The following is a 20,602-nucleotide window of genomic DNA, read 5'->3' as shown; positions in this document are numbered from 1 at the left end:
GAAGAAACAGATATTCTACTTTAAGATGTAATTACACGAGGAGGAAGAGTTATGAGAAGAATATTGCTGTTTTTAATTATTCCATTGTTTTGTCTAGCTGTTGGTTGCGCCAACGCAGAAAACAATAAAGAGAAGGAAGAATTTATGTCGCCAAAGATTGAAGACCAGTCAAAAGATGACTACTATGTATTTATAACTAATGGACTAGATGATAGTCTAGGTTTGGAAGTTATGGTTTTTGAGTATATTGATAATAATGGGGAAGTAGAGAACCAATTTGCAGGTGTTATTGGTAATGAAAAGATTGAATATGGTTCTTTTCCAAGTTTTGGTTTTAATAAGGAATTAGATGGTGAATTAGGAAAACTAAAAGTGAAGTTAAAACTATATGACGATACCTATCCTGATGAAGATGTAGAATCAGGAAAAGTTAAACCATTTGGAACGGTAGAGTTAACTACTGAAATTAAATATGGAGAGTGGGAGCAATATGTAGTAAAACAAGATAAAAATGGTAACTTCACAATTGATCCACTAAAGTAGAAATATAAGTTATGGAAATTACCTAAAAGTTCTTCCTTTTTTTGAAACGGTATAGTAATAAGTGCAGATGTAGTATAATAAGTAGGTAATTGGAGGAACTGTCACGTGGAAAAGGTAAAGCTAACATTAAAAGATTTGAGTTTTGAAACTCAAAGGTGTAAAGTACGAATGTTTATGGAGTCTGATTTAGATTCATTTATCGAATATAGAAATAATGAAGATTGGATGCGTTACCAAGGATTCAAAGGACTTACGAAAGAAGAATATAGAGAATCATTGCTTCATAACCTTTCTATAGAAAAGGGAATGCAATTAGCGATTATCAGTAAGGAATCCAATGATTTAATTGGAGATGTATATTTAAATAGTGAAGATGATAATCTTTGGATTGGTTATACCATTCATCCAAACTTTTCAAGGAAAGGTTATGCATTTGAAATTGCAAATGGAATTATTGATTGGGCAAAGAAAAAAGGGTTTACTTCAATTCTTGCAGGTGTTGAACCAGACAATGTTGCTTCTATAAAACTTTTGGAGAAATTAGGGTTAAAACTATTAACCACAGATGATGGAGAATTAATTTATAAATTGAATATCAGATAAATAGTTGACTTTGAAATTACCACAATTTATACTAATGGTATAAACGATGATACAAGATTAAGTGATACAAGATGTATAGCGAACTCATGGTGGTGGAAGATGAGAACATTGAAGATTACGGATTACACTTGTGGAGTTGAATCATTGAACTTCAGTAGATGATTCCGCCTTGATGAGCGTTATCTCTAAATTAAGATGCGTACTCTTTTTTGTAGTACGAATCAGGATGGCACCGCGTATTAGTACGTTCCTGTTGGAGCGTACTTTTTTTGTGCGCGAAGGAGAGCTACTATGAAAAATAAGAAGTAGTTTAAGCATTATTATTCATGAACAAAAAGGAGGAAATAACATGAAAAAACAAAAATTTAATATTCATACACATACAGCAAGGTGCGGTCATGCAGACGGTTTAGATATACAGTATGTGGAAAGTGCGATAGATGCGGGATTTCAATTGCTTGGATTCAGTGAACACATCCCTTATAAAGAAATGAGACTACCAACATGTCGGATGTATTATGAGAGTAAAGATGAATACTTTGCGAGTATGAGAAAACTGCAGAAGGAGTATGAGGGAATTATAGATATTAAGGTAGGATTTGAAGTAGAGTATATGGATAGTCATATAGGGTATCTGAAAGAGATGTATGAATACAGTGATTATCTGATATTGGGACAACACTGCAAATATATTGGATATGAGTATGATTGCTATTGCGGTGATGAAGATGTACTTCAATATACTTCTCAAATTGAGAAAGCATTAGATACAGAAATGATTACTTATGTAGCGCATCCAGATTATTTTATGTTAGGAAGACGTAGTTTTTCTTCGACTTGTGTAGAAGCGACACATCGAATTGCGCAGGCTAGTATTGCTTATGATATTCCTTTGGAGATTAATTTAAATGGATTTCATTATGGAAAGAAAAGTTATGTGGTTAGTAATAAAAACAAAGATATTATTTATGAAGAACGATACCCATATCCATTTAGAGAATTTTGGGAGATTATTGCGACTTATGGTTGTAAAGTGGTATTTGGCTATGATGCTCATTCACCAATCACACTACTCGAGAAGAATCGAGAAAATCTGGCAATGGAAATTTTGAAAGATATTCCACTAAATTTCGTCGATGAAATAAAATTTAAGTAATGGTGGAATATGAAAAGTCTATTAATATGGGGTACAGGTGATCAGGGTCTTGTGACATTAGATGCTGCAATTGAAATGAATTGTTATGCTAAGATTGATTTTCTAATGATAAAAGAGAAACATAATTGTAAGATTACAGGTTATCAAATCTATGATGAAGATGAAATAAATCTTGATGTGTTACTTGATTCTTACCATGAAGTAATTGTGGCGACAGGGGATAATCAGGTAAGAGAAGAAAAAATCAAACAAGTAATAAGAAGAGGAGTTAAACTTGCGACCATTATTCATCCTACTGCAGTTATAAGTCGAATGGCAGTGGTAGAAATAGGGACTACGATATTACCTAATGCGCTTATCAATGCAAAAGCGCATATTGGAACAGGATGTATTGTTAATACTGGTTCAATCATTGAGCATGGTTGTACGATATGCGATTATGTAAATGTATCACCAAATGCAGCAATTGTTGGTAATTGTAAAATAGGGAGAAAAACATGGATGGGAATAGGGAGTGTAGTTATTCATAATATTGAAATCGGTGAGAATGTTATTGTAGGTGCAGGATCAGTTGTTATAAAAGATATTCCAAGCAATATGACAGTAGTTGGAATCCCAGCAAAAACAATATAAAAAAAAGCACAGAAAGAAATTTCAATTACTTTCTGTGCTTTCTTATTACTATTTAAAACTCATTCTTACAAGAAACTACTCGACCAATAATGGTTACAGGCAGTTCTTTTACTTCCTGTGCAGTAAAGTATCTGTTCTCATAATCAGGATTTGTTGCTTCCAAAATAAGGAGGTTTTTCTCTTTGATTACACGCTTGATGGTAGCCTCTTCACCATCAATTAATACAACTGCAATATCTCCAGAAGAAACATCCGGTTGCGATTTTACATAGACCTTACTTCCATCAAAAATATGAGATCCAATCATCGAATCACCCTTGACCTGAAGAAAGAAATCACCTTTATTCATTTCAGCAGTAGTTACTTCTTCATAACCTAACAGTTGTTCATTGGCAATTAAATCATATCCGGCTTTTACAAACCCAAGAATTGGTTTCATTTTCTTTGATTCCTGTACCTCTGCTTCATCATCCCACCCGATTAATACAAGTGGATCGATTTCTAATACAGTAGCCAGTTTTGATATTTTATCATTTTTAATGTTCTTTATTTCACCGGACTCCCAACGAGTAACTGTAGGCATGCTGACCCCTACAAATTTAGCAACATCTTCGATTGTGAGCTTTAGCTCTTTTCTTTTGATTCGTATATACTCATTTAGTTGCATCTAATCACCTCATTTATATTATATGAAATATAGTGCGTAAATGCAAGTTTGAAGTTAATCGAAATAAAAAAATTACGTTTTTGTATTGTAATTACGTAATTAACGAGTATAATTAAATTGTAAAAAGTACGTAAACGTAATTTTTGAAACGGAGGTTACATAATGGAAGTTGCTGACAAATTGAGAATATTGGCGGATAGTGCAAAGTATGATGTCTCATGTAGTTCTAGTGGTAGTGATCGTAAGAATACCAAAGATGGAATAGGAAATGCGAAGTTATGTGGCATCTGTCATAGTTTCTCATCTGATGGTCGTTGTATCTCATTGCTTAAGATTCTGATGACGAATTCATGTATTTATGATTGTAAGTATTGCATGAATCGAGCATCCAACAATATTGAACGAGCATGTTTCACACCAAGAGAAATTGCTGACTTAACGATTAACTTCTATAAGCGCAACTATATAGAAGGATTGTTTCTTAGTTCAGGGGTAATTAAAAATCCTGATTATACAATGGAATGTTTATGTGAGGCAGTTCGTATTCTAAGGAAAGAGCATAAGTTTAATGGTTATATACATGCGAAGACGATTCCTGGAGCAAGTCAGGATTTAATTAATAAATTGGGACTGCTAGTCGATCGTATGAGTATCAATATTGAATTACCTTCCAGTCAAAGTTTAAAACTTCTGGCCCCAAATAAAGAAAAAGAGGGAATTCTGGAACCAATGAAGTACATTAAGAAAACGGTGAAAGAAGATTGCAAATTTGTAAGAGCAGGGCAGACAACGCAGTTAATTATTGGTGCTACACCTGATACAGATCATAAGATTCTGGCACTTGCGGAAGGAATGTATGACAAACTGAATATGAAACGCGTCTACTATTCTGCATATGTACCACTAAATAATGATGATTTGCTACCAGCCATTGAAAAGCCTCCACTGCTACGTGAGAATCGTCTTTATCAGGCAGATTGGTTACTTCGATTTTATGGATTTAAGGTTGAAGATTTATTAGATGAGGATCATCAGAATTTCAATACCTTGCTTGATCCAAAGGCGGATTGGGCTTTACGTAATCTGGATCAATTTCCTGTAGAAATCAATAAAGCAGATTATTATACGTTACTTAAGATTCCAGGGGTTGGAGTGTTATCTGCCAAGAAAATTATTGCTGCAAGAAAGTACAATAAACTTACATTTGAAAGTTTAAAGAAGATGAGAGTGGTATTAAAAAGAGCAAAATACTTTATTACATGCGATGGCAAGTACTTCTCAAGTTCTTCTTTCTTTAATACTAATCTAATCTCAAGTGCACTTATTCATGATGAGCGAAAACAGTTGATTGAAACATCAAAATCGGTTCAATTATCCTTATTTGAACCAACGATGAAGGATGAAGTACAATGCATCACTGGTCAATTGTAGAAGAAGTTTATTTATATGATGGAACACTTGAGGGTTTATTAACCATTGCTTACAAATGCTTTAAAGAGAAAAAGATACCCAGTGATGTAGTGGAAGAAAAAGAGTATATTCAGAATTTGCTGGATATCCCTGTAGTAGTTCCAACAAACTTGGATGATTCACAATATATTGTGAACATGATAAGAGATCGAATTTCAGATTTTACTTTATATTATGTATATACTGCATTTCTGTCAGGTAATAAGAAAAAGGAATTACCAATTTTGCATTATATAATCTATGCCTTTAAGCATGGGAAACGTGTTAATTTTATGAAGAGTATTGATTGTGTAATCGAAGTACAACGATTATGTCAGAATGTAAAATATGAAGCACATCGATTCTCTGGATTTATTCGTTTTGCTCAGATGTCAAATAACTTTCTGTATGCAGAGTATGAGTCTGATAATGATATCTTGGAGTTTCTTGCTGATCACTTTAGTAGTCGTTTAAGCCAGGAAATTTGGATGATTCATGATAAAGGAAGAATGCGAATAGCTTTATACAATCGTAAAGAATTTATTGTTGTAGATTCAACTACTATGGATTTATCAATGGTTGAAAATGAAAAAGAAGATGAGTATCTAAAATTATGGAAGGACTACTTTAAGAATATTGCAATTAAAGAACGTGAGAATAAAAGATGTCAACGAAGTTTTATGCCAAAGAAATATTGGAAATATCTTCCTGAAACACAGGAATAGGACACATACAAGGAGAGTTGTTTATGAGAAAGAAAATTATATCGAATGATCTGGCTAGAAAGTCATTAATGGATGGGATTGATCAGTTAGCAGATACAATCAAAGCCACACTTGGGCCAAGGGGGAGAAATGTGGTAATTGCCAATGAATATACAGGTCCATATATTACCAATGATGGTGCAACCATCGCTAGGGAGTTCATATTAGAAGAACCATTTGAGAATGTTGGTATTGAACTAGTGAAGGAGGTAGCACTTAAGACAAATGATTTGGCAGGTGATGGAACTACTACAGCAATTCTGCTTGCTCAGAAAATGATCAATGAAGGTGTACGCTATATTGATGAAGGATGTAACCCAATGATGATCAAAAGCAGTATGAAAAAAGCAGTTGATCTGGCAATCAAACATCTTACATTATCAACGCAGGAAATCGTAATTCCAATACAAGTGCGTGATATTGCAGCTATTTCATCTGGTGAAGCAGAAATTGGAGAATTGCTTGCAAATGCGATTGAACAGATTGGTGATAAGGCACTGATTACAATTGAGGAATCAAAATCAACAATAACGGAACTTGAAATTGTACAGGGATATACAATTGATGAAGGTTATATTTCACCTTATATGGTTAACAATCAGGGGAAATCACTAACGGAATTTAAGAATCCTTATTTCTTAATTACTGGTGAAAAAATAGATAATATTGAGCAAATTGCAGACATCCTTCAAAAGTTAATTGAAGTAGATGGTAGTTTGGTCTTGATATCGGATGCAATTAGTGAGGAAGTATTGTCTACACTGATACTAAATAAGGTACAGAATATATTAAATGTAGTTGCGATAAAAGCTCCTTCAACGCATGAGAGAAGAAAGGAGATTCTAGAAGACATAGCGATTGTTACTGGTGGAAAGGTTATAGATAAAGAGTTGGGATTAACTCTTGAGGGTGTAAACATAGAAGATTTGGGAAGAGCAGGGCAAATCGTAGTGGAAAAAGAGTCTTCAATGATTGTTGAAGGAAAAGCCAATGAAGAGCAACTGACTCAAAAGAGAGAACAGATTGCGCATCTTATGGATCATGCATCAAGTGAGTTTGAAAGGGATCGTTTGGAGCAACGATTGGCTAATTTATCTGAGTCAGCAGCTATTTTAAAGGTTGGTGCATTAAGTGAATTAGAGATGAAAGAAAAGAAGATGAAAATTGAAGATGCTCTTTGTGCTACAAGAGTTGCGATTAAAGAAGGTATTTTGCCTGGTGGTGGTTTGGCGTACTTGAATACAGCAAAGTATCTTCAAAGTTACTTAAAAGAGGCGTCAATTGATGAGTGTATTGGATTGCAGATTATTATTGATAGTTTAAAAGAACCAATTAATCAACTTCTAATCAATGCTGGAGTTAAGAATATTCATCCATACATTAAGCGATTGGAGGAAACAGATGCGGTTACTGGATATAATATTCATACATTGGAACTTGTGGATATGTTTGAAACTGGTATTATTGATCCTAGTACGGTGGAGAAGGTTGCCCTTCAATCTGCTTCAAGTATTGCTTCGCTTATTTTAACAACTGAAAGTGTGTTAGTTGATACATCAATGGATAGTATTATTAAGAAGGATTTGAATCAACAACTTATTAACGATAGCGCTGCTGGCTTATATTAGTCAGCAGTTTTTTTATTTATTCTGTTTTGGAATAAATATGCTTAGAAATGGAATTGCTGATGTTTTAGGTTCTATCGTAGAATGAGAGTGTAAAGAAAAGGAGGTAAAATAATTGGTTATAGATGCTAATATATATTGGTTTTTAGAAGACATTTTTGAAAGCGAAGAAGAGAGCGAAAAATTTATGTCTGAAGTACCAAAAGCTTATGGAACAAGTGCACACTTACATCACCAGAGTGAACATAATTTAATAAGTATTGAGAAACCAACGGGTTATCATAATTTGGATTATGTACAGGGTGAGTACCGTATTGAACAACAATTAGCGGACATGGATCAAGCCGGTATTGATAAGGCAGTATTGAAAATACCTGGATGTCATGAATGGATGTCACTTGATACATGCAAGAAGTTCAATGATGGAATGTATGAATATGCACAAAAGAGTGAAGGTAGATTGATTCCTCTTGCAGTACTTCCACCGTTTGCCAGTAAACAATGTTTCAAGGAATTAAAAAGATGCAGAGAAGACCTGGGAATGAATGGAATTCAGTTGTGTGCTCATTATGGAGAGAAGTATCTGGATGATGAAATATTTGCAGATTTCTTTAAGAAACTAAATGAAGAAGAAACAACAGTTTATATTCATCATACTCCAGTACCAGTTCAATATGATTCTATTTATGAATACAACAATCTTAGACGTTCTTATGGAAGATGTGTGGATCAGACAACCGCAATTGGTAGAGAGTTATTTAGTGGTTTTTTTGAGAAATACCCTAATCTTAAATTTGTACATTCAATGCTTGGTGGTGGATTCTTTGCAATCGCAAATATGCTTTTGCCAAAGAAAACAACAAGTAATGATGAAGTGAAGCGATTCGAAAATAGTAATGATTCTCTTGAGTACCAATTTAAAAATAATGTTTACTTTGAAATGTCTCATGCACAACCATGGGGAAAAGAACAACTGGAATGTGCAGTATCTGTATTGGGTGCTGATCATATTATCTATGGTTCTTCTTATCCAGTCAGAAAAGAATGGATGATGAATGGTGCACAGTTTGTAAGAGAATTGGATATCAGTGAAGAAGAAAAGAACTTAATTCTATATAAAAATGCGCAAAGATTGTATCATATTAAGTAGAGGATTAAGAATGCGAAGGAGGTATCATGAACCAACAGTTAAAAGTAGGAATTGGAAAAGAAGTAATTCTTCTTCCAGATAGTTTATTTCCAATAGAGACATTTACAGATATTCATGATGAACTCCATGTGCGTGTTCTTTATATTCAAAGTAATGAGTCAGTTGTGATTGTCTCACTAGAATTAACTTCACTTAAAGATTATGAAATCGTAAAATTAAAGGAGTTAATAAGCAAAAACTGTGATGTATCTATAGATAATATCTGGATTACAACAACGCATACATTCAATGCACCTCATGTACGTTCAAAAAGTGCACTAAAAAATGAAGAATTAAAAACAAAGAATGAACTGTTATGTAATGCAATTGAAGATGCAACATATAAAGCAGTATTACAAGCGATAAAAACAGCAAAAGAAGTACAGGTAGGTTATAACACGAATGAAGCTCATTTCAATGTTAATCGTGATATATCCACAGATAATGGTTATTGGTTGGGAAAAAATCCAAATGGTTATTCAAGTAACCAACTTAAAAGTGTATGTTTTAAGACACTTGATGGAAAAGTACTGGCAATACTATATAATTATGATATACAGTCATCTGTAATGAAAGATAGCACATGCAGTGTAAGTGCAGATCTTAGTGGTGCTACATCTTCATTTATTGAAGAGCAATATGATGATGAGATGATAGCTATGTTCTTAATTGGTGCTGCTGGTGATCAGTCACCAGTGTTTACAGCAATCGATGACAAGTTGGGTTCTGATGGGTTTCTTCAGATGAATCGCTTAGCTCAACAGTTTGGTAATGAGGTTGTTCAAAGTGTAAATAAGATTGTAAAATTAGAAAATGCAGTTGATTTTGTAATTGATTTTGTTGAATGTGATTTGAAAGGCCAAAGAATGCCTGAAAAACTTAGTGATATTAAACCATCCAAATACTATCTATATATGGAAGGTGGAAATCACAAGTTAAGGAGTGATGTTATCATTTTAGGAGATATTGCGCTGATTGGTGTAAAGCCTGAACTTACCAGTATTATTGGCGATGAAATCAGAAAACACTCACCATTTACTAATACCCTAGTTGTAACAATGGTAAATGGCGGTGCAAAATATATGGCAGAGAAGTCAGCATATGAGCGTAATACCTATGCAGCAATGAATTCAATGTTTGCAAAGGGATCTGCTGAAATGCTATGTAATTGTATTATTGATAAACTTAAACGAATAAAGAAGAAATAAGTGAGGTGAATAGAAATGAAAGTAGGAAGTTCAAGATATTGTTTAACGCCTGAAAAGGAGTTCTATCTAATTGGCTATCGTAGTGATAATCGTTATGAGCCAGCAACAGGTGTTCATGATGATATTTATTGTAATTCATTATTGTTTGAACAAGATGGAAAAAAAGTATTTATTTTTAGTGCAGATGTTATTGAGTTTGAAGAATCAATGGCTGATGATGTAAAAACATTACTACATAATAAATATGGTATTGAAAGAGATCTTGTGTTGTTGTGTGCTACCCATGATCATTCATCTGTAGTTTCTTATCATCGCAGCTGGTATACAAATAAGTTTGATCAAGAATATTATGATTTCTTTATACAAACGATTTTAAGCAGTTATGAGGACTGTTTAGATAGTTTGCAAACAGCAACTGCAGCTTATGGAAAAGAAGTAATAAGGGGCTATTATGGCAATCGTAATCACCCTGGACAGTTAGCTGATAATGAAGTGATAGTTGTAAAGTTTCATGATGAAGCTGGAAAACCATTTGCAGGGTTTGTTAACTGGGCAGTACATTCAACTGTGCTTAGTGCGGATAACACAATGCTTACAAGTGATCTAGCTGGTGAAGTAAGTAAGAAACTATATGATTCATTTGGATTCTATCCAGCAATGATTGTTGGAGCAGCAGCTGACAGCAGTAATCGAAATGAACGTAAGGGAAGTGACTTTCACGAACTAGAACGTGTTTCTACTGCACTTGCCAAACACATTAGTGAAATTGATACAAACAATGAAATTATATTAGGTTCAATTCGTTATCAAACACTATTTCATGTAATCCATCATAATATGGAAACAGTACATGAAGAATTGACAATTGAAATTAATAAGATGCAAGAGCAACTTGCTGAAGAAAATAATGAAGATAAAATAGAATTTTATGAAAAGAAAATACATAATTTAAAGAAAGAATTAGATGTTCATAATTATCATTTGGATATAAAGGGTGTTGTTATTAATTTAGGAAATATTCAACTCTTTGTATTTCCAGGTGAGCTAGGATCAAAGTTTGGTATTGAGATGAAAGATTCTACAATATCTCTAGGTATTATTTGTGGTTACACTAATGGATATTATGAATACTTTATGCCAAAGGAAGAATATGGTTTATCGTTTGAAACCATTGGTAGTAAAATACCAAAAGGTGATCCTGAAAAAATAATTAAAAAATTTATACTAGCATCGAAACGATTAAACGATAGTAAAATTTGAATACGAAAGGATAACAATGTTTCAGTTTTTAAAAAAGGATACTCAAGCAGATAATAAGATTTATGCACCAGTGAATGGTATGTGTCTTGATATAGCTTGTGTTCCTGATCAAATGTTTTCAAGTCGAATGTTAGGTGATGGTGTTGCTTTTACCTATGATGGAAATACTTTGTATTCACCAATCCAAGGTACGATAAAAGTAGTTACACCAACCAAACATGCAATCGGAATAAAGACGAAGAGTGGAATGGAATTATTATTACATATTGGTGTCAATACAGTGGAATTGGAGGGAGCAGGGTTTGATACACTAGTCTCAGTAAATCAAACAGTAAAAGTAGGGACTCCCTTAATTCAAATTGACAGAGAATTCATGAAGCAAAATCAGATTGATTTGATTACTTCAATGGTTATAACAAATTCAGATAACTATATCTGTGACTTTCAATGTGTCAATCAAGAAGTAAATCAAGGAAAAAGTGAAATCGCTATTTATTGCGAAAGGAAATAAAAGGAGAAATATATGAAATATCAAGCATTATGTGAGGATATCATCAAATATGTTGGAGGAAAAGATAACGTAATTAGTGTTACACATTGTGTTACTCGTTTACGTTTTAAACTAAAAGATGATGGTAAAGCAAATACGGAAGCTTTAAAAAAATTAGATGGAGTACTAGATATTATTGAAGCAGGAGGACAATACCAGGTAGTGGTAGGTACTCATGTGGAAGATGTATATGCAGAATTAATAAAACTTGGTGGATTTGAAATGGAAGCACCAGTAAAAAGTGATGAGAAGAAATCACCAGTTGATCGTTTCTTAAACATGATTATGGAAATTTTCCAACCATGTTTAGGAATGTTGGCAGCAAGTGGAATGATTAAGGCGTTATTAAGATTATTTGTATTGGCAAATTGGATGTCAAATACAGATGGTACCTATATTATATTAAATGCAATTGGAGATGCATTGTTCTATTTCTTCCCAATTGTACTTGGATGGTCATCAGCAAAAAGATTTAAAATTAAAGAAGTTACAGGAATTACATTAGGAGCGGTCTTAGTATATCCTTCAATTGTAGCATTAACTTCACTGGAACCATTATATACACTATTTACAGGAACTATTTTTGAACAGAATGTATATATTACGTTCTTAAACATTCCTGTTATTACACCAGGATATGCATCTACGGTTATTCCAATTATCTTAACTGTATATGCAGCATCAAAAGTCGATAAAGTATTGAACAGAATTTTACCATCAGTAGTAAAATCATTCTTTGTTCCATTCTTAACATTACTTATTGTAGTACCAATTGCATTAATTATCATTGGACCAGTTGCAGTAGCACTTCAAGATATTCTTGGTGAAATTGTTAAGGGGTTAATTGGTATTAACCCAGGTATTGCTGGATTACTATTGGGTACCTTCTGGTCAGTTCTAGTTATGTTTGGATTACACTGGGGAGTTATTCCAATGTTTGCATTAAATGTAGCAAACTATGGATATGATATGATCAATCCTCTTATCTTCTCAGGTGCAATGGCATGTATGGGTGCAGTAATTGGTGTAATCATTAGAACTAAGAGTACACAAGAGAGAAATATTGCAGTACCAGCGCTTATATCAACTTTCTTTGGAGTGAATGAACCGACGCTATATGGGGTACTTATTCCAAGAAAGAAACTAATGTGGGCAACCTTTGTATCAGCAGGGATTGGTTCAGCAATCGCTGGATTCTCAGGAGCAAAATTATATGAATTTGGAGCATCAGGTCCTTTAGGATTACCTTGTTTCCTTAGTCCGGATGGAGTTGATATGGGATTCATTGGATTAGTTGTTGGTGCGATTATCAGTTTTATCTTGGCACTTGCAGTCGCAATGATTCTTGGGGCTAAAAAAGACGAAGAAATCGCATAAAGAAAAAAAGTCAGTTCAATTATTCAATTGAATTGACTTTTTGATTTAATATTACTGAATCAATAAAGTGCTTCGCTGCAGTAGATAATACTGCATCTTTTTTATAATAAATCTTAATTTGTGTGTATACTTCAGGATAGATATCTACAATTTGAATATTCGTATTTGAAAGATAACTTGTTGTCTTTTTCATCAGTAAAGAGATTCCCATACCTTTTTCTATTAAATCAATAATATTTTCTGCTCGTTGACCAGTAAATACTATATTTGGTTCAAAACCTGCATCATTACATATTTTAACTGATAAGTTGTAAAGAACAGATCCAGGTTGAAGTAATAGAAAATCTTCGTGCTGTAGTTGTTCTAATGTGAGATACTTTTCTTTTGCGTATGGATGATTCTTTGGTAGAATTGCTGCTAAGTTATCAGTAGTATAAGGCAACTTAGAAAATTCTGGTTCACGTTCATCATTATCTCTTATAAATGCAAGTTCACAGGTTCCATTTCGAAGTTGTTCCTTTAACTGTGAAGAATCATCTTCAACTAAGTTAACAGCAAAATTCGTATTTTCTTTTTTAAATTCCATAATCGCATCCGTTATATTGTATGGTGCCATGATTGGGATAGATCCAATGGTTATCGTATGCTGGAAGCTATTAGACTGATTAATCAATGCAGTAGTATATTGATACTGCAGATTTACAATCTTTTTCGCATATTCTAAAAATGTTTCTCCATATTCGCTTAAGTGCACACTTCTAGTTGTACGCTCAAATAATGAAACACCTAACTCTCTTTCTAATGACTTGATATGTTTTGAGAGTGATGATTGAGAAATGAAAAGCAACTCAGAAGCTTCCAAGTAGTTTTTCACATCAGCTAGTATTACAAATTCCTTGATATAGTTAATTTCCATAGAATAACCTCATTACTTAAATTATATATTAAATCCATAAAAAATGCTTTACCATAATTATAATATCAATATAAGTTTTGATAGACATGATATAATAGAAGACGATTATATAAGAATAAAGACAGGAGAATTCATGAAAGATTTTAAGCCCTATTTAGTTCCAGTTACAATACTGATTATAATTGATCAAGCAGTAAAGCTACTCATATATAATATGTTTATGGATATTAGGTTCACATTTGGATTTTTAAAGTTTCATCCAGTTCAAAATACAAATCTTTCTTTCGCTGGTAACTTTATTGATATTCTTTCGAATATGTGGGTGATGGTAATCATAAATATTATTGTAATTGGTTTGTTGATTACTGGTTATAAGTTTTATAAATATAAAGTAAATCATGTTAGTAATTCTGTAAAGTTGATTGTCATATTCGGTTTGGCAGGAAGTATTTGCAGTTTGATTGATAAACTATTCTGGGGAGGAAGTTTAGACTTTATTCAAATAACAGGTTTCTTCACTTTTGATTTTAAAGACTGTTATCTGACAATTTTTGAAATTATTTTCATTATCTTAGGACTTTTATATAATAGACATATATCAATTAGTGAGTATTTAAATTATTGGACTAAAAAGAATACAGGAAAGGGGATTTTATGATTATAAGAAAAGCAACACAAGATGAATATGAGTTATCGCATAGGTTATATAAGCGTGCTTTTCCAAGAATGGAGAGAAGGCCATGGTTTTTATTTCATCGCAATCCAAAAACGATAACATTATATTCATTGTTGGATGAAAATAAATATGTTGGATTTATGATTGTATTGGAAATTAAAGATACAATTTATCTGGATTACTTTGCAATTGTAGAAGATGGAAGAGGAAAAGGATATGGTAGTAAAGCACTTAAGTTATTAAAAGAGCAGTATAAAAACAAGACAATTCTTTTAGAATTAGAAAGCACTAAAGAAATAGCTGCTGATAATTATGATGAACGAGTTGCTCGTAAAAAATTTTATAAAAGAAATGGATTTATAGACTCAAAATTATCATTAATCGTATTTGGACAAAAAGTTGATATTATGTATCTTGGTGAGGATATTGATTTAAAGGGTTATATCCAGATATTTCAATATGCATATGGTAAACTTGTGACTCGAATGATGAATCCTAAGCCATATTTATAAAAGTTCACAAACTGTATAACTACAGATTGTGAACTTGTTTTATTTTATTAGTGTGGATTGATCATGTACCACTTGTTTTCCTAGCAATGCGATTGACTGTGTAGGACAGGTATGGACACAGCGATAACAAAGGGTACACTTGTTAGTGTGAATAGCTTTATTATCATTGTTTAATGAAAGGTTTTGCATTGGACAACAACTTACACACTTGTTGCAACCAATACATTTGTCACGATTGATTTTGGGATGATCCTTGTATTCTTTTACCATCCTAGAGAACCACAGTCTTTGACCAAATAGCCCTAGTATATGTGATGCTGGATTCAATCCATGCTTTGGTGCATTACCTTGCATATATAACTTTGCAGCTTTTTGTGCAGTTGTTTTTGCTTGTTCAATTATTTCTTGTTCCTTGATAGTATCTTTCTTTAATGCTTTTACATCAATTGTGTTATCAGGCATTTTGATATGTATACCACCAGTGATAGTGGCACCATATTCTTTCAGTAATCTTGCACAATAACCACTACCATCACCACTAAACATTCCCTGTGTTGCAATAAGAAATATTTGTTTGTTATTCCATAACTGGTGATTTGATTTAATAAAATCCTTTAGGATAAGAGGAAGATTACTATAATAAACTGGATAACCAAGAATTATACTATCTGCTTCTTTAATTAGTGAAATAACGTTCTTATCTTCAATTGAAGATAGATGGGTTTCTTCATTAATTGCTTTCATAAATTCTTCTACACAATATTTACTGTTTCCAGTACCACTAAAATATAAACCTAATGTTTTCATTTACTTCCTCCCAGTATTCCTTTAATTGCTTCTTCTAGTAATTTATGGTCAATTTCAAAATGATGAAACCGTATTAGATATGAATATCCCTGAATATATGCCCACAAGTGTGTCAATAAGTTTTTTAAATCCGTATTCAGTTTCTTCTCTTTAATTATTTTATCTACAATAGAAATTAACTGACTCATACCTTGGGTCTCAAGATCACATATCATATCTGCTTCAGATGTAATTGGTGTATATTCACTAATAAACATTAAGTCATATAGAAAAGGGTAATCAAGAGCAAAAGTAATATAGTTTTCTGCCATTATATGCAGTTGTTTAAAAAGCGATAGTTTTTCATTATAGTTTCTCAGTAAATAATCTGAGAACACATGATCACCTTTTTCAATTACATAATTCATGAGATCTGAGTAACTTTCATAATGCCTATAAATAGCAGTTGATGATACACTTAGTTCACGTGCAATCATTCTTACAGATACCTTTTGATAACCTTTTTGATTAACTAACTCATATGTTTTATCTAGTATTTTTATCTTTAAGTCTTTTTTGTGATAGCTCATATTATTATCTCCATAATCAAATGTTATCAATGTTAACATAGTGGTGTCAACCCTTAATTCAAATAAAAAACCATTGATATTATCAATGATTAATTAATAGATCCATTTGCTTCAAATTCATTTAAAGTATTATTAAAGTAGTGTGAGAATTTTGCTTCTTTGCTTATTAGCTCACCAAAGGGACCGGATTCACTAATGCAACCATTTTCCATATATATAATTTCATCGTACTTTGACAGTAATTCAACATCCAGATTATGAGTAATCGTTATGAGTGTAAGGTCATTAAGTTTTAAAAGTTCTCCTTCAATTTCATGAGCAGTCTGACGATCGATTGCGGATGTTCCTTCATCAAGAATAAGAATTGGTGTATTTTTGATTAATGCACGAGCAATTGCAATTCTTTGTTTTTGTCCACCTGATAGTTTATTACCATTTTCCCCAACTTCTGAATTAAGCCCATCTGCCTGTTCGTGAATAAATTTATCAATTCCACTATTTTTCACAGAAGAATATAATGTATCCTCTGGATACGTATCATATAGGGTAATATTATTTTCAATGTTGGTATCAAACATATATACATTTTGGTGAATAGTAGAAATTAAGTTATTTGAGGATTGAACCGAAAACTCTTTAATGTCCTTTCCATCATAAGAAATCATTCCACTGTATGAGTCATAATAGCCAGACACTAATTTCGTTAATGTAGTTTTTCCACAACCACTCTTACCAAGAATTGCATATTTCTTTCCTTTTTCAAACTTAGTACTTACATTATTTAATACTTGAACTTCATCATATGCAAAAGATAAATTATTGATTTCAATTGTATCATTAAAGTTAATTGCTTCACTTACTGCAGTGTTAGTATTGTTTAAATCAGCAATTGCATCCAGTTTTTTGATAATTGGTTCGATTCCCTTGATTTTAGGGAAATTACTTAAGATTGTGATAACTGGCATAATAAAGGTTCCACTTAGTTGAATTAATGCTACTGTGGTTCCTGCAGTAATCTCTCCTTGAAGAATTAGGTAAGTAGATACAAATACGACTACAAACTGACATAGAGTTCCTAACAGACTGGATACACTTTCATTTAAGACAAGTAAGCCATCTGCCTGCATTTTATTATCAGTAACTTCTTTGTTAGCACTTGTAAATATTTTATTAAAATGATGGAATACATTAAATGTTTTAATTACTTCAAATCCAGATAAAATATCTTTTGTTTTTGCGGTAAACTGAGTTAACTTACTAGATACCATATCTTGTTTTTCCTGTAAGTTTTTACCAAACACACTAGGTACAATAAACATAAGTAATACACTTATAATTAATGAGATTGTAACAATGAGATTAAGCATAAACAGCATAATTAATGTTGCGATAAAAATAAACACATACTGAATCACAAGTAATAGGGAAGTCAGATAATTTTCTTCTATCATTTTTATATCATTGGTTAATGCTGAAATATAGTCTGCGGTATTCTGACTATTAAACTCCTTATAATTCATTTTCATAACACCACTATAAATATCTTCTCGATAATCCTGTAAGAGAACATTCTTTAGTTTGATATTCAAGTAGCCATATACATATGTAAGAATGCTGATTCCAATTAGAAAGATAATAGTAAAGAGTAATATTTCTTTAAACTCATCCATATTTCCTTCTAAAGCAGCATCAATTACATTCTGTAATATCTTAGAACTTAGAACTGTACCAATCGCATATATGATACCTAATATGATTGATATAATGAAAAGTCCTTTATGTTTGTTTAAACATTTTTTCATGAAAAATCCTCCTATAATGTTTATAAGAGGATTGTAATATACAATTTGATGTATGTCAAACTAATTTGATATCAATCAAATAATAAAGATTTTAGTTTTGTGATGGTTGCATGTATACCATCTTCGTTTATTTGATAATAAACTTTACTTGATTGCTTTTCTATCTTTACTAAGTTGGCACCAACTAATACATTCATATGATGAGAAATAGTACCAGCAGTGAGTTCCAACTCTTCAGCAATTTCTAAACTATACATTGGGCGTTTCTTCAAAGCAATTAGAATTTGAAGTTTACTTTTATCTGATAATGCTTTTAACTTAATAATAATGTTTTCATCAATTGTAGCTGAGAATGTATCTGATCTAAATATCTCATAGTTTAATAATCCATAATAGGATTTAGTATCCAGCACAATTTGAGCAAGCGGATGCATAAGTGTTGGATAAATTAAAGAATCTGGAGCAAGAGAAGCTATTAGAATTTCTTCATTCATCTCTTCGTTTTCTAATATATTAATCTGATGATCTATATAATTAATAATCTCTTTTTGATTGTATAGTTTTTCATACAAGGGAATATTAACTTCAATTAAATTAATCAGTCCCTGAAAATATTTAATAGGCTCTTGATATAACGTAAATAATTTCCATTTATCAAACTCAGAGGCTTCAAGTTTTGATAGATATTCATAGAAATCATTTGTAACTTCTTCTGGTGACGAAACTTCATCATCAAATGAATGCAATATTAATTCAATTAGAATCATCTGTAATTCAGATTTCTTCACATCAGCAGATTTGATTAAATCGATATGCTCTGTTGTTAGTGACAGATAGATATATGTAAGAGTTTTATCAATTGAAGAATGTTCAGGGAAGAAGAATTCATAATAACTGTTAGATTTCATCTCTTTTTTAAACTGTAGAATAACCTTTTCCCAAGTTTGAAAATGAGTATCATAAAAAACTTTACCTGCTATACCTAGTGAATTTAGTTCATCAATTGTCTCTTTTTTACTTAACTCAAAATTTATGCTGTAGGATAATAGTCCTAATATTTCAAGATATGGATTAAATTCTCTTTCTAATTTCAGTTTCATAGGTGCCTCCTATTTGACGTGTATCTTAATTATATCATCATCATAAAAATGTACAATAATGAGTATCTAAATTGCTTTCTGTTATTGTTTTTGCTTCAATATAATTAAGTGAAATGAAAGGAAAGTGAATAATATGTGCACAAGTATAACATTGGAAACAAAAGGGAATAATTTTTTAGCACGTACAATGGATTTTGGGTTTGAATTGGATGCAAGAATTGTCTATGCACCAAGAAATTATCAGTGGTATAGTGATGTGGCAAATGATGCTACTCATACATCAAAGTATGGTTTTGTTGGTGCAGGAAAGAAGATAGGACATAACTACTTTTTTGCAGATGGAATCAATGAACATGGTCTGGCAATTGCTGAATTATATTATCCAAATGAAGCGAAGTATCATGATACAGTAGTAGAAGGAAAAGTTAATGTTGCTCCTCATGAACTGATCATGTGGATTTTAGGAAATTTAAAAGATATTAATGAATTAGAAAAGAGAATAGATGATATTCGATTGGTATCATCAACAATTGAATTTTTAGGAGGAACGCCTCCATTACATTATATTGTTTATGATAGAAGTGGAAGAACAGTTACATTAGAAAGTGAATCAGGCGAATTGTTGATTAAGAATAATGAGGTTGGAGTTATGACAAATAGCCCAGATTTAAATTGGCATATTCAGAACTTAAATAACTATATCTATTTACAAAATACTCCTCGTTCAAATAAAATGTTTAAAGACACTGAAGCGCATGCATTTGGACAAGGTTCAGGTACGCAAGGTTTACCAGGAGGATATACACCACCAGAACGATTTGTTCGTGCATTATTTTTGAAAGAATCGTTACCGGAAATAACATCAGCGAAACAAGGTGTAAATAGTATTTATCATGTGTTAGGAAATCTTGATATACCAAAAGGAGCGGTTATTAAAGCGGATGGAGCTCTTGATTATACACAATATATTTCAGTGATGAGTGTAAATGAAACTGCGTATTATATTAGAACATATGATAATCCAGAAATTAAACGATTATCAATAACTAAAGATATGCTAGAAACGATTCATGAAGTGAAAGAGTATCCACTAACAAAAGAAATAGAATTCTATGAATTAGGATAAGGACAAGTCTCAGAAATGAGGCTTTTTCTATTTTCTTAGTTTAATAGGAATGCTATAATTTAGCTATCGA

Annotated in this window: 21 protein-coding genes and 1 other annotated feature; of the genes, 15 read left to right on the top strand and 6 right to left on the bottom strand. The window is 32.1% G+C overall.

All coding sequences use genetic code 11. From position 1 onward, the window contains the following. The first annotated feature begins 51 nt into the window (after positions 1 to 51). From J2S15_RS13615 to J2S15_RS13600, 4 genes are all read left to right on the top strand, one after another. Entirely contained in the window at positions 52 to 543 is a 492-nt protein-coding gene (locus tag J2S15_RS13615) for a hypothetical protein (protein ID WP_307409230.1), read from the top strand. 105 nt (positions 544 to 648) lie between these two features. Next, complete coding sequence (locus J2S15_RS13610) at positions 649 to 1,146, top strand: GNAT family N-acetyltransferase (protein WP_307409228.1); 498 nt, start codon at positions 649 to 651, stop codon at positions 1,144 to 1,146. 37 nt (positions 1,147 to 1,183) lie between these two features. Beyond that, positions 1,184 to 1,401 (top strand) — a binding site (T-box leader). A 94-nt stretch (positions 1,402 to 1,495) separates the two neighbouring features. Next, positions 1,496 to 2,302: a PHP domain-containing protein gene (locus J2S15_RS13605; RefSeq protein WP_307409226.1), complete on the top strand. Its 807-nt coding sequence runs from the start codon at positions 1,496 to 1,498 to the stop codon at positions 2,300 to 2,302. 9 nt (positions 2,303 to 2,311) lie between these two features. After that, positions 2,312 to 2,935 carry an acetyltransferase gene (locus J2S15_RS13600; RefSeq protein WP_307409224.1) on the top strand — a complete coding sequence of 208 codons (624 nt, stop codon included), beginning with the start codon at positions 2,312 to 2,314 and terminating at the stop codon, positions 2,933 to 2,935. Between the two features lie 52 nt (positions 2,936 to 2,987). Here J2S15_RS13600 and J2S15_RS13595 read toward each other — a convergent pair whose 3' ends face one another. After that, positions 2,988 to 3,602 carry a LexA family protein gene (locus J2S15_RS13595; protein WP_307409222.1) on the bottom strand — a complete coding sequence of 205 codons (615 nt, stop codon included), beginning with the start codon at positions 3,600 to 3,602 and terminating at the stop codon, positions 2,988 to 2,990. Between the two features lie 162 nt (positions 3,603 to 3,764). Here J2S15_RS13595 and J2S15_RS13590 point away from each other — a divergent pair, with 162 nt between their 5' ends. From J2S15_RS13590 to J2S15_RS13555, 8 genes are all read left to right on the top strand, one after another. Then, on the top strand, positions 3,765 to 5,033 hold the full coding sequence (locus J2S15_RS13590; RefSeq protein WP_307409221.1) for a putative DNA modification/repair radical SAM protein: 1,269 nt from the start codon (positions 3,765 to 3,767) through the stop codon (positions 5,031 to 5,033). Continuing rightward, the gene (locus J2S15_RS13585) at positions 5,012 to 5,776 is read left to right on the top strand and encodes a TIGR03915 family putative DNA repair protein (RefSeq protein WP_307409219.1); all 765 of its coding nucleotides are present in this window, start codon (positions 5,012 to 5,014) and stop codon (positions 5,774 to 5,776) included. Before J2S15_RS13590 ends, J2S15_RS13585 begins: the two co-directional genes overlap by 22 nt. Positions 5,777 to 5,799: 23 nt before the next feature. Then, complete coding sequence (locus J2S15_RS13580) at positions 5,800 to 7,443, top strand: Hsp60 family chaperonin (RefSeq protein ID WP_307409216.1); 1,644 nt, start codon at positions 5,800 to 5,802, stop codon at positions 7,441 to 7,443. Positions 7,444 to 7,555: 112 nt separating this feature from the next. Further along, positions 7,556 to 8,590, top strand: coding sequence for an amidohydrolase family protein (locus J2S15_RS13575; protein WP_307409214.1), 1,035 nt, complete (start codon positions 7,556 to 7,558; stop codon positions 8,588 to 8,590). 26 nt (positions 8,591 to 8,616) lie between these two features. After that, a complete protein-coding gene (locus J2S15_RS13570; protein WP_307409212.1) occupies positions 8,617 to 9,837 on the top strand; it encodes a hypothetical protein in 1,221 nt (406 codons plus the stop codon). Between the two features lie 15 nt (positions 9,838 to 9,852). Next, on the top strand, positions 9,853 to 11,097 hold the full coding sequence (locus J2S15_RS13565; protein ID WP_307409210.1) for a neutral/alkaline non-lysosomal ceramidase N-terminal domain-containing protein: 1,245 nt from the start codon (positions 9,853 to 9,855) through the stop codon (positions 11,095 to 11,097). Positions 11,098 to 11,113: 16 nt separating this feature from the next. After that, positions 11,114 to 11,608 (top strand): PTS sugar transporter subunit IIA, encoded by a 495-nt coding sequence (locus J2S15_RS13560; protein ID WP_307409208.1) that lies wholly within the window; start codon positions 11,114 to 11,116, stop codon positions 11,606 to 11,608. A 12-nt stretch (positions 11,609 to 11,620) separates the two neighbouring features. Beyond that, positions 11,621 to 13,024, top strand: a complete 1,404-nt coding sequence (locus tag J2S15_RS13555) for a PTS transporter subunit EIIC (RefSeq protein ID WP_307409207.1) — start codon at positions 11,621 to 11,623, stop codon at positions 13,022 to 13,024. Positions 13,025 to 13,043: 19 nt separating this feature from the next. On the opposite strand, the gene J2S15_RS13550 is transcribed toward J2S15_RS13555, so the two are convergent. Further along, positions 13,044 to 13,940 (bottom strand): LysR family transcriptional regulator, encoded by an 897-nt coding sequence (locus J2S15_RS13550; RefSeq protein ID WP_307409205.1) that lies wholly within the window; start codon positions 13,938 to 13,940, stop codon positions 13,044 to 13,046. A gap of 133 nt (positions 13,941 to 14,073) precedes the next feature. Here J2S15_RS13550 and J2S15_RS13545 point away from each other — a divergent pair, with 133 nt between their 5' ends. Both J2S15_RS13545 and J2S15_RS13540 read left to right on the top strand, forming a co-directional pair. Continuing rightward, entirely contained in the window at positions 14,074 to 14,598 is a 525-nt protein-coding gene (locus J2S15_RS13545; protein WP_307409203.1) for a signal peptidase II, read from the top strand. Further along, positions 14,595 to 15,128: a GNAT family N-acetyltransferase gene (locus J2S15_RS13540; RefSeq protein WP_307409200.1), complete on the top strand. Its 534-nt coding sequence runs from the start codon at positions 14,595 to 14,597 to the stop codon at positions 15,126 to 15,128. Before J2S15_RS13545 ends, J2S15_RS13540 begins: the two co-directional genes overlap by 4 nt. 39 nt (positions 15,129 to 15,167) lie before the next feature. On the opposite strand, the gene J2S15_RS13535 is transcribed toward J2S15_RS13540, so the two are convergent. The 4 genes from J2S15_RS13535 to J2S15_RS13520 all read right to left on the bottom strand — a co-directional run bounded on the left by J2S15_RS13535 (position 15,168) and on the right by J2S15_RS13520 (position 19,406). Beyond that, a complete protein-coding gene (locus tag J2S15_RS13535) occupies positions 15,168 to 15,935 on the bottom strand; it encodes an EFR1 family ferrodoxin (protein WP_307409197.1) in 768 nt (255 codons plus the stop codon). Continuing rightward, positions 15,932 to 16,504, bottom strand: a complete 573-nt coding sequence (locus J2S15_RS13530) for a TetR/AcrR family transcriptional regulator (protein WP_307409195.1) — start codon at positions 16,502 to 16,504, stop codon at positions 15,932 to 15,934. The genes J2S15_RS13535 and J2S15_RS13530 overlap by 4 nt, the downstream gene beginning before the upstream one ends. An 89-nt stretch (positions 16,505 to 16,593) precedes the next feature. Next, positions 16,594 to 18,306, bottom strand: a complete 1,713-nt coding sequence (locus tag J2S15_RS13525; protein ID WP_307409193.1) for an ABC transporter ATP-binding protein — start codon at positions 18,304 to 18,306, stop codon at positions 16,594 to 16,596. A gap of 71 nt (positions 18,307 to 18,377) precedes the next feature. Next, positions 18,378 to 19,406: an ArsR/SmtB family transcription factor gene (locus tag J2S15_RS13520; protein WP_307409191.1), complete on the bottom strand. Its 1,029-nt coding sequence runs from the start codon at positions 19,404 to 19,406 to the stop codon at positions 18,378 to 18,380. Between the two features lie 133 nt (positions 19,407 to 19,539). On the opposite strand from J2S15_RS13520, the gene J2S15_RS13515 reads away from it, so the two are divergent. Next, on the top strand, positions 19,540 to 20,532 hold the full coding sequence (locus J2S15_RS13515) for a choloylglycine hydrolase family protein (protein WP_307409189.1): 993 nt from the start codon (positions 19,540 to 19,542) through the stop codon (positions 20,530 to 20,532). Positions 20,533 to 20,602: the final 70 nt, after the last annotated feature.

This window comes from Breznakia pachnodae (genome assembly GCF_030814225.1).
In the GTDB taxonomy this organism is placed as follows: Bacteria; Bacillota_I; Bacilli_A; order Erysipelotrichales; family Erysipelotrichaceae; genus Breznakia; species Breznakia pachnodae.
Note: the sequence above shows the minus strand (reverse complement) of the source record. Positions and strands in the feature narration are given on the sequence as shown.

Coding starts and splice junctions, on each gene's coding strand:
- J2S15_RS13615 (WP_307409230.1), top strand. CDS start 52: ATGAGAAGAATATTGCTGTTTTTAATTATTCCATTGTTTTGTCTAGCT.
- J2S15_RS13605 (WP_307409226.1), top strand. CDS start 1,496: ATGAAAAAACAAAAATTTAATATTCATACACATACAGCAAGGTGCGGT.
- J2S15_RS13600 (WP_307409224.1), top strand. CDS start 2,312: ATGAAAAGTCTATTAATATGGGGTACAGGTGATCAGGGTCTTGTGACA.
- J2S15_RS13595 (WP_307409222.1), bottom strand. CDS start 3,602: ATGCAACTAAATGAGTATATACGAATCAAAAGAAAAGAGCTAAAGCTC.
- J2S15_RS13590 (WP_307409221.1), top strand. CDS start 3,765: ATGGAAGTTGCTGACAAATTGAGAATATTGGCGGATAGTGCAAAGTAT.
- J2S15_RS13585 (WP_307409219.1), top strand. CDS start 5,012: ATGCATCACTGGTCAATTGTAGAAGAAGTTTATTTATATGATGGAACA.
- J2S15_RS13580 (WP_307409216.1), top strand. CDS start 5,800: ATGAGAAAGAAAATTATATCGAATGATCTGGCTAGAAAGTCATTAATG.
- J2S15_RS13570 (WP_307409212.1), top strand. CDS start 8,617: ATGAACCAACAGTTAAAAGTAGGAATTGGAAAAGAAGTAATTCTTCTT.
- J2S15_RS13565 (WP_307409210.1), top strand. CDS start 9,853: ATGAAAGTAGGAAGTTCAAGATATTGTTTAACGCCTGAAAAGGAGTTC.
- J2S15_RS13560 (WP_307409208.1), top strand. CDS start 11,114: ATGTTTCAGTTTTTAAAAAAGGATACTCAAGCAGATAATAAGATTTAT.
- J2S15_RS13555 (WP_307409207.1), top strand. CDS start 11,621: ATGAAATATCAAGCATTATGTGAGGATATCATCAAATATGTTGGAGGA.
- J2S15_RS13550 (WP_307409205.1), bottom strand. CDS start 13,940: ATGGAAATTAACTATATCAAGGAATTTGTAATACTAGCTGATGTGAAA.
- J2S15_RS13545 (WP_307409203.1), top strand. CDS start 14,074: ATGAAAGATTTTAAGCCCTATTTAGTTCCAGTTACAATACTGATTATA.
- J2S15_RS13540 (WP_307409200.1), top strand. CDS start 14,595: ATGATTATAAGAAAAGCAACACAAGATGAATATGAGTTATCGCATAGG.
- J2S15_RS13535 (WP_307409197.1), bottom strand. CDS start 15,935: ATGAAAACATTAGGTTTATATTTTAGTGGTACTGGAAACAGTAAATAT.
- J2S15_RS13530 (WP_307409195.1), bottom strand. CDS start 16,504: ATGAGCTATCACAAAAAAGACTTAAAGATAAAAATACTAGATAAAACA.
- J2S15_RS13525 (WP_307409193.1), bottom strand. CDS start 18,306: ATGAAAAAATGTTTAAACAAACATAAAGGACTTTTCATTATATCAATC.
- J2S15_RS13520 (WP_307409191.1), bottom strand. CDS start 19,406: ATGAAACTGAAATTAGAAAGAGAATTTAATCCATATCTTGAAATATTA.
- J2S15_RS13515 (WP_307409189.1), top strand. CDS start 19,540: ATGTGCACAAGTATAACATTGGAAACAAAAGGGAATAATTTTTTAGCA.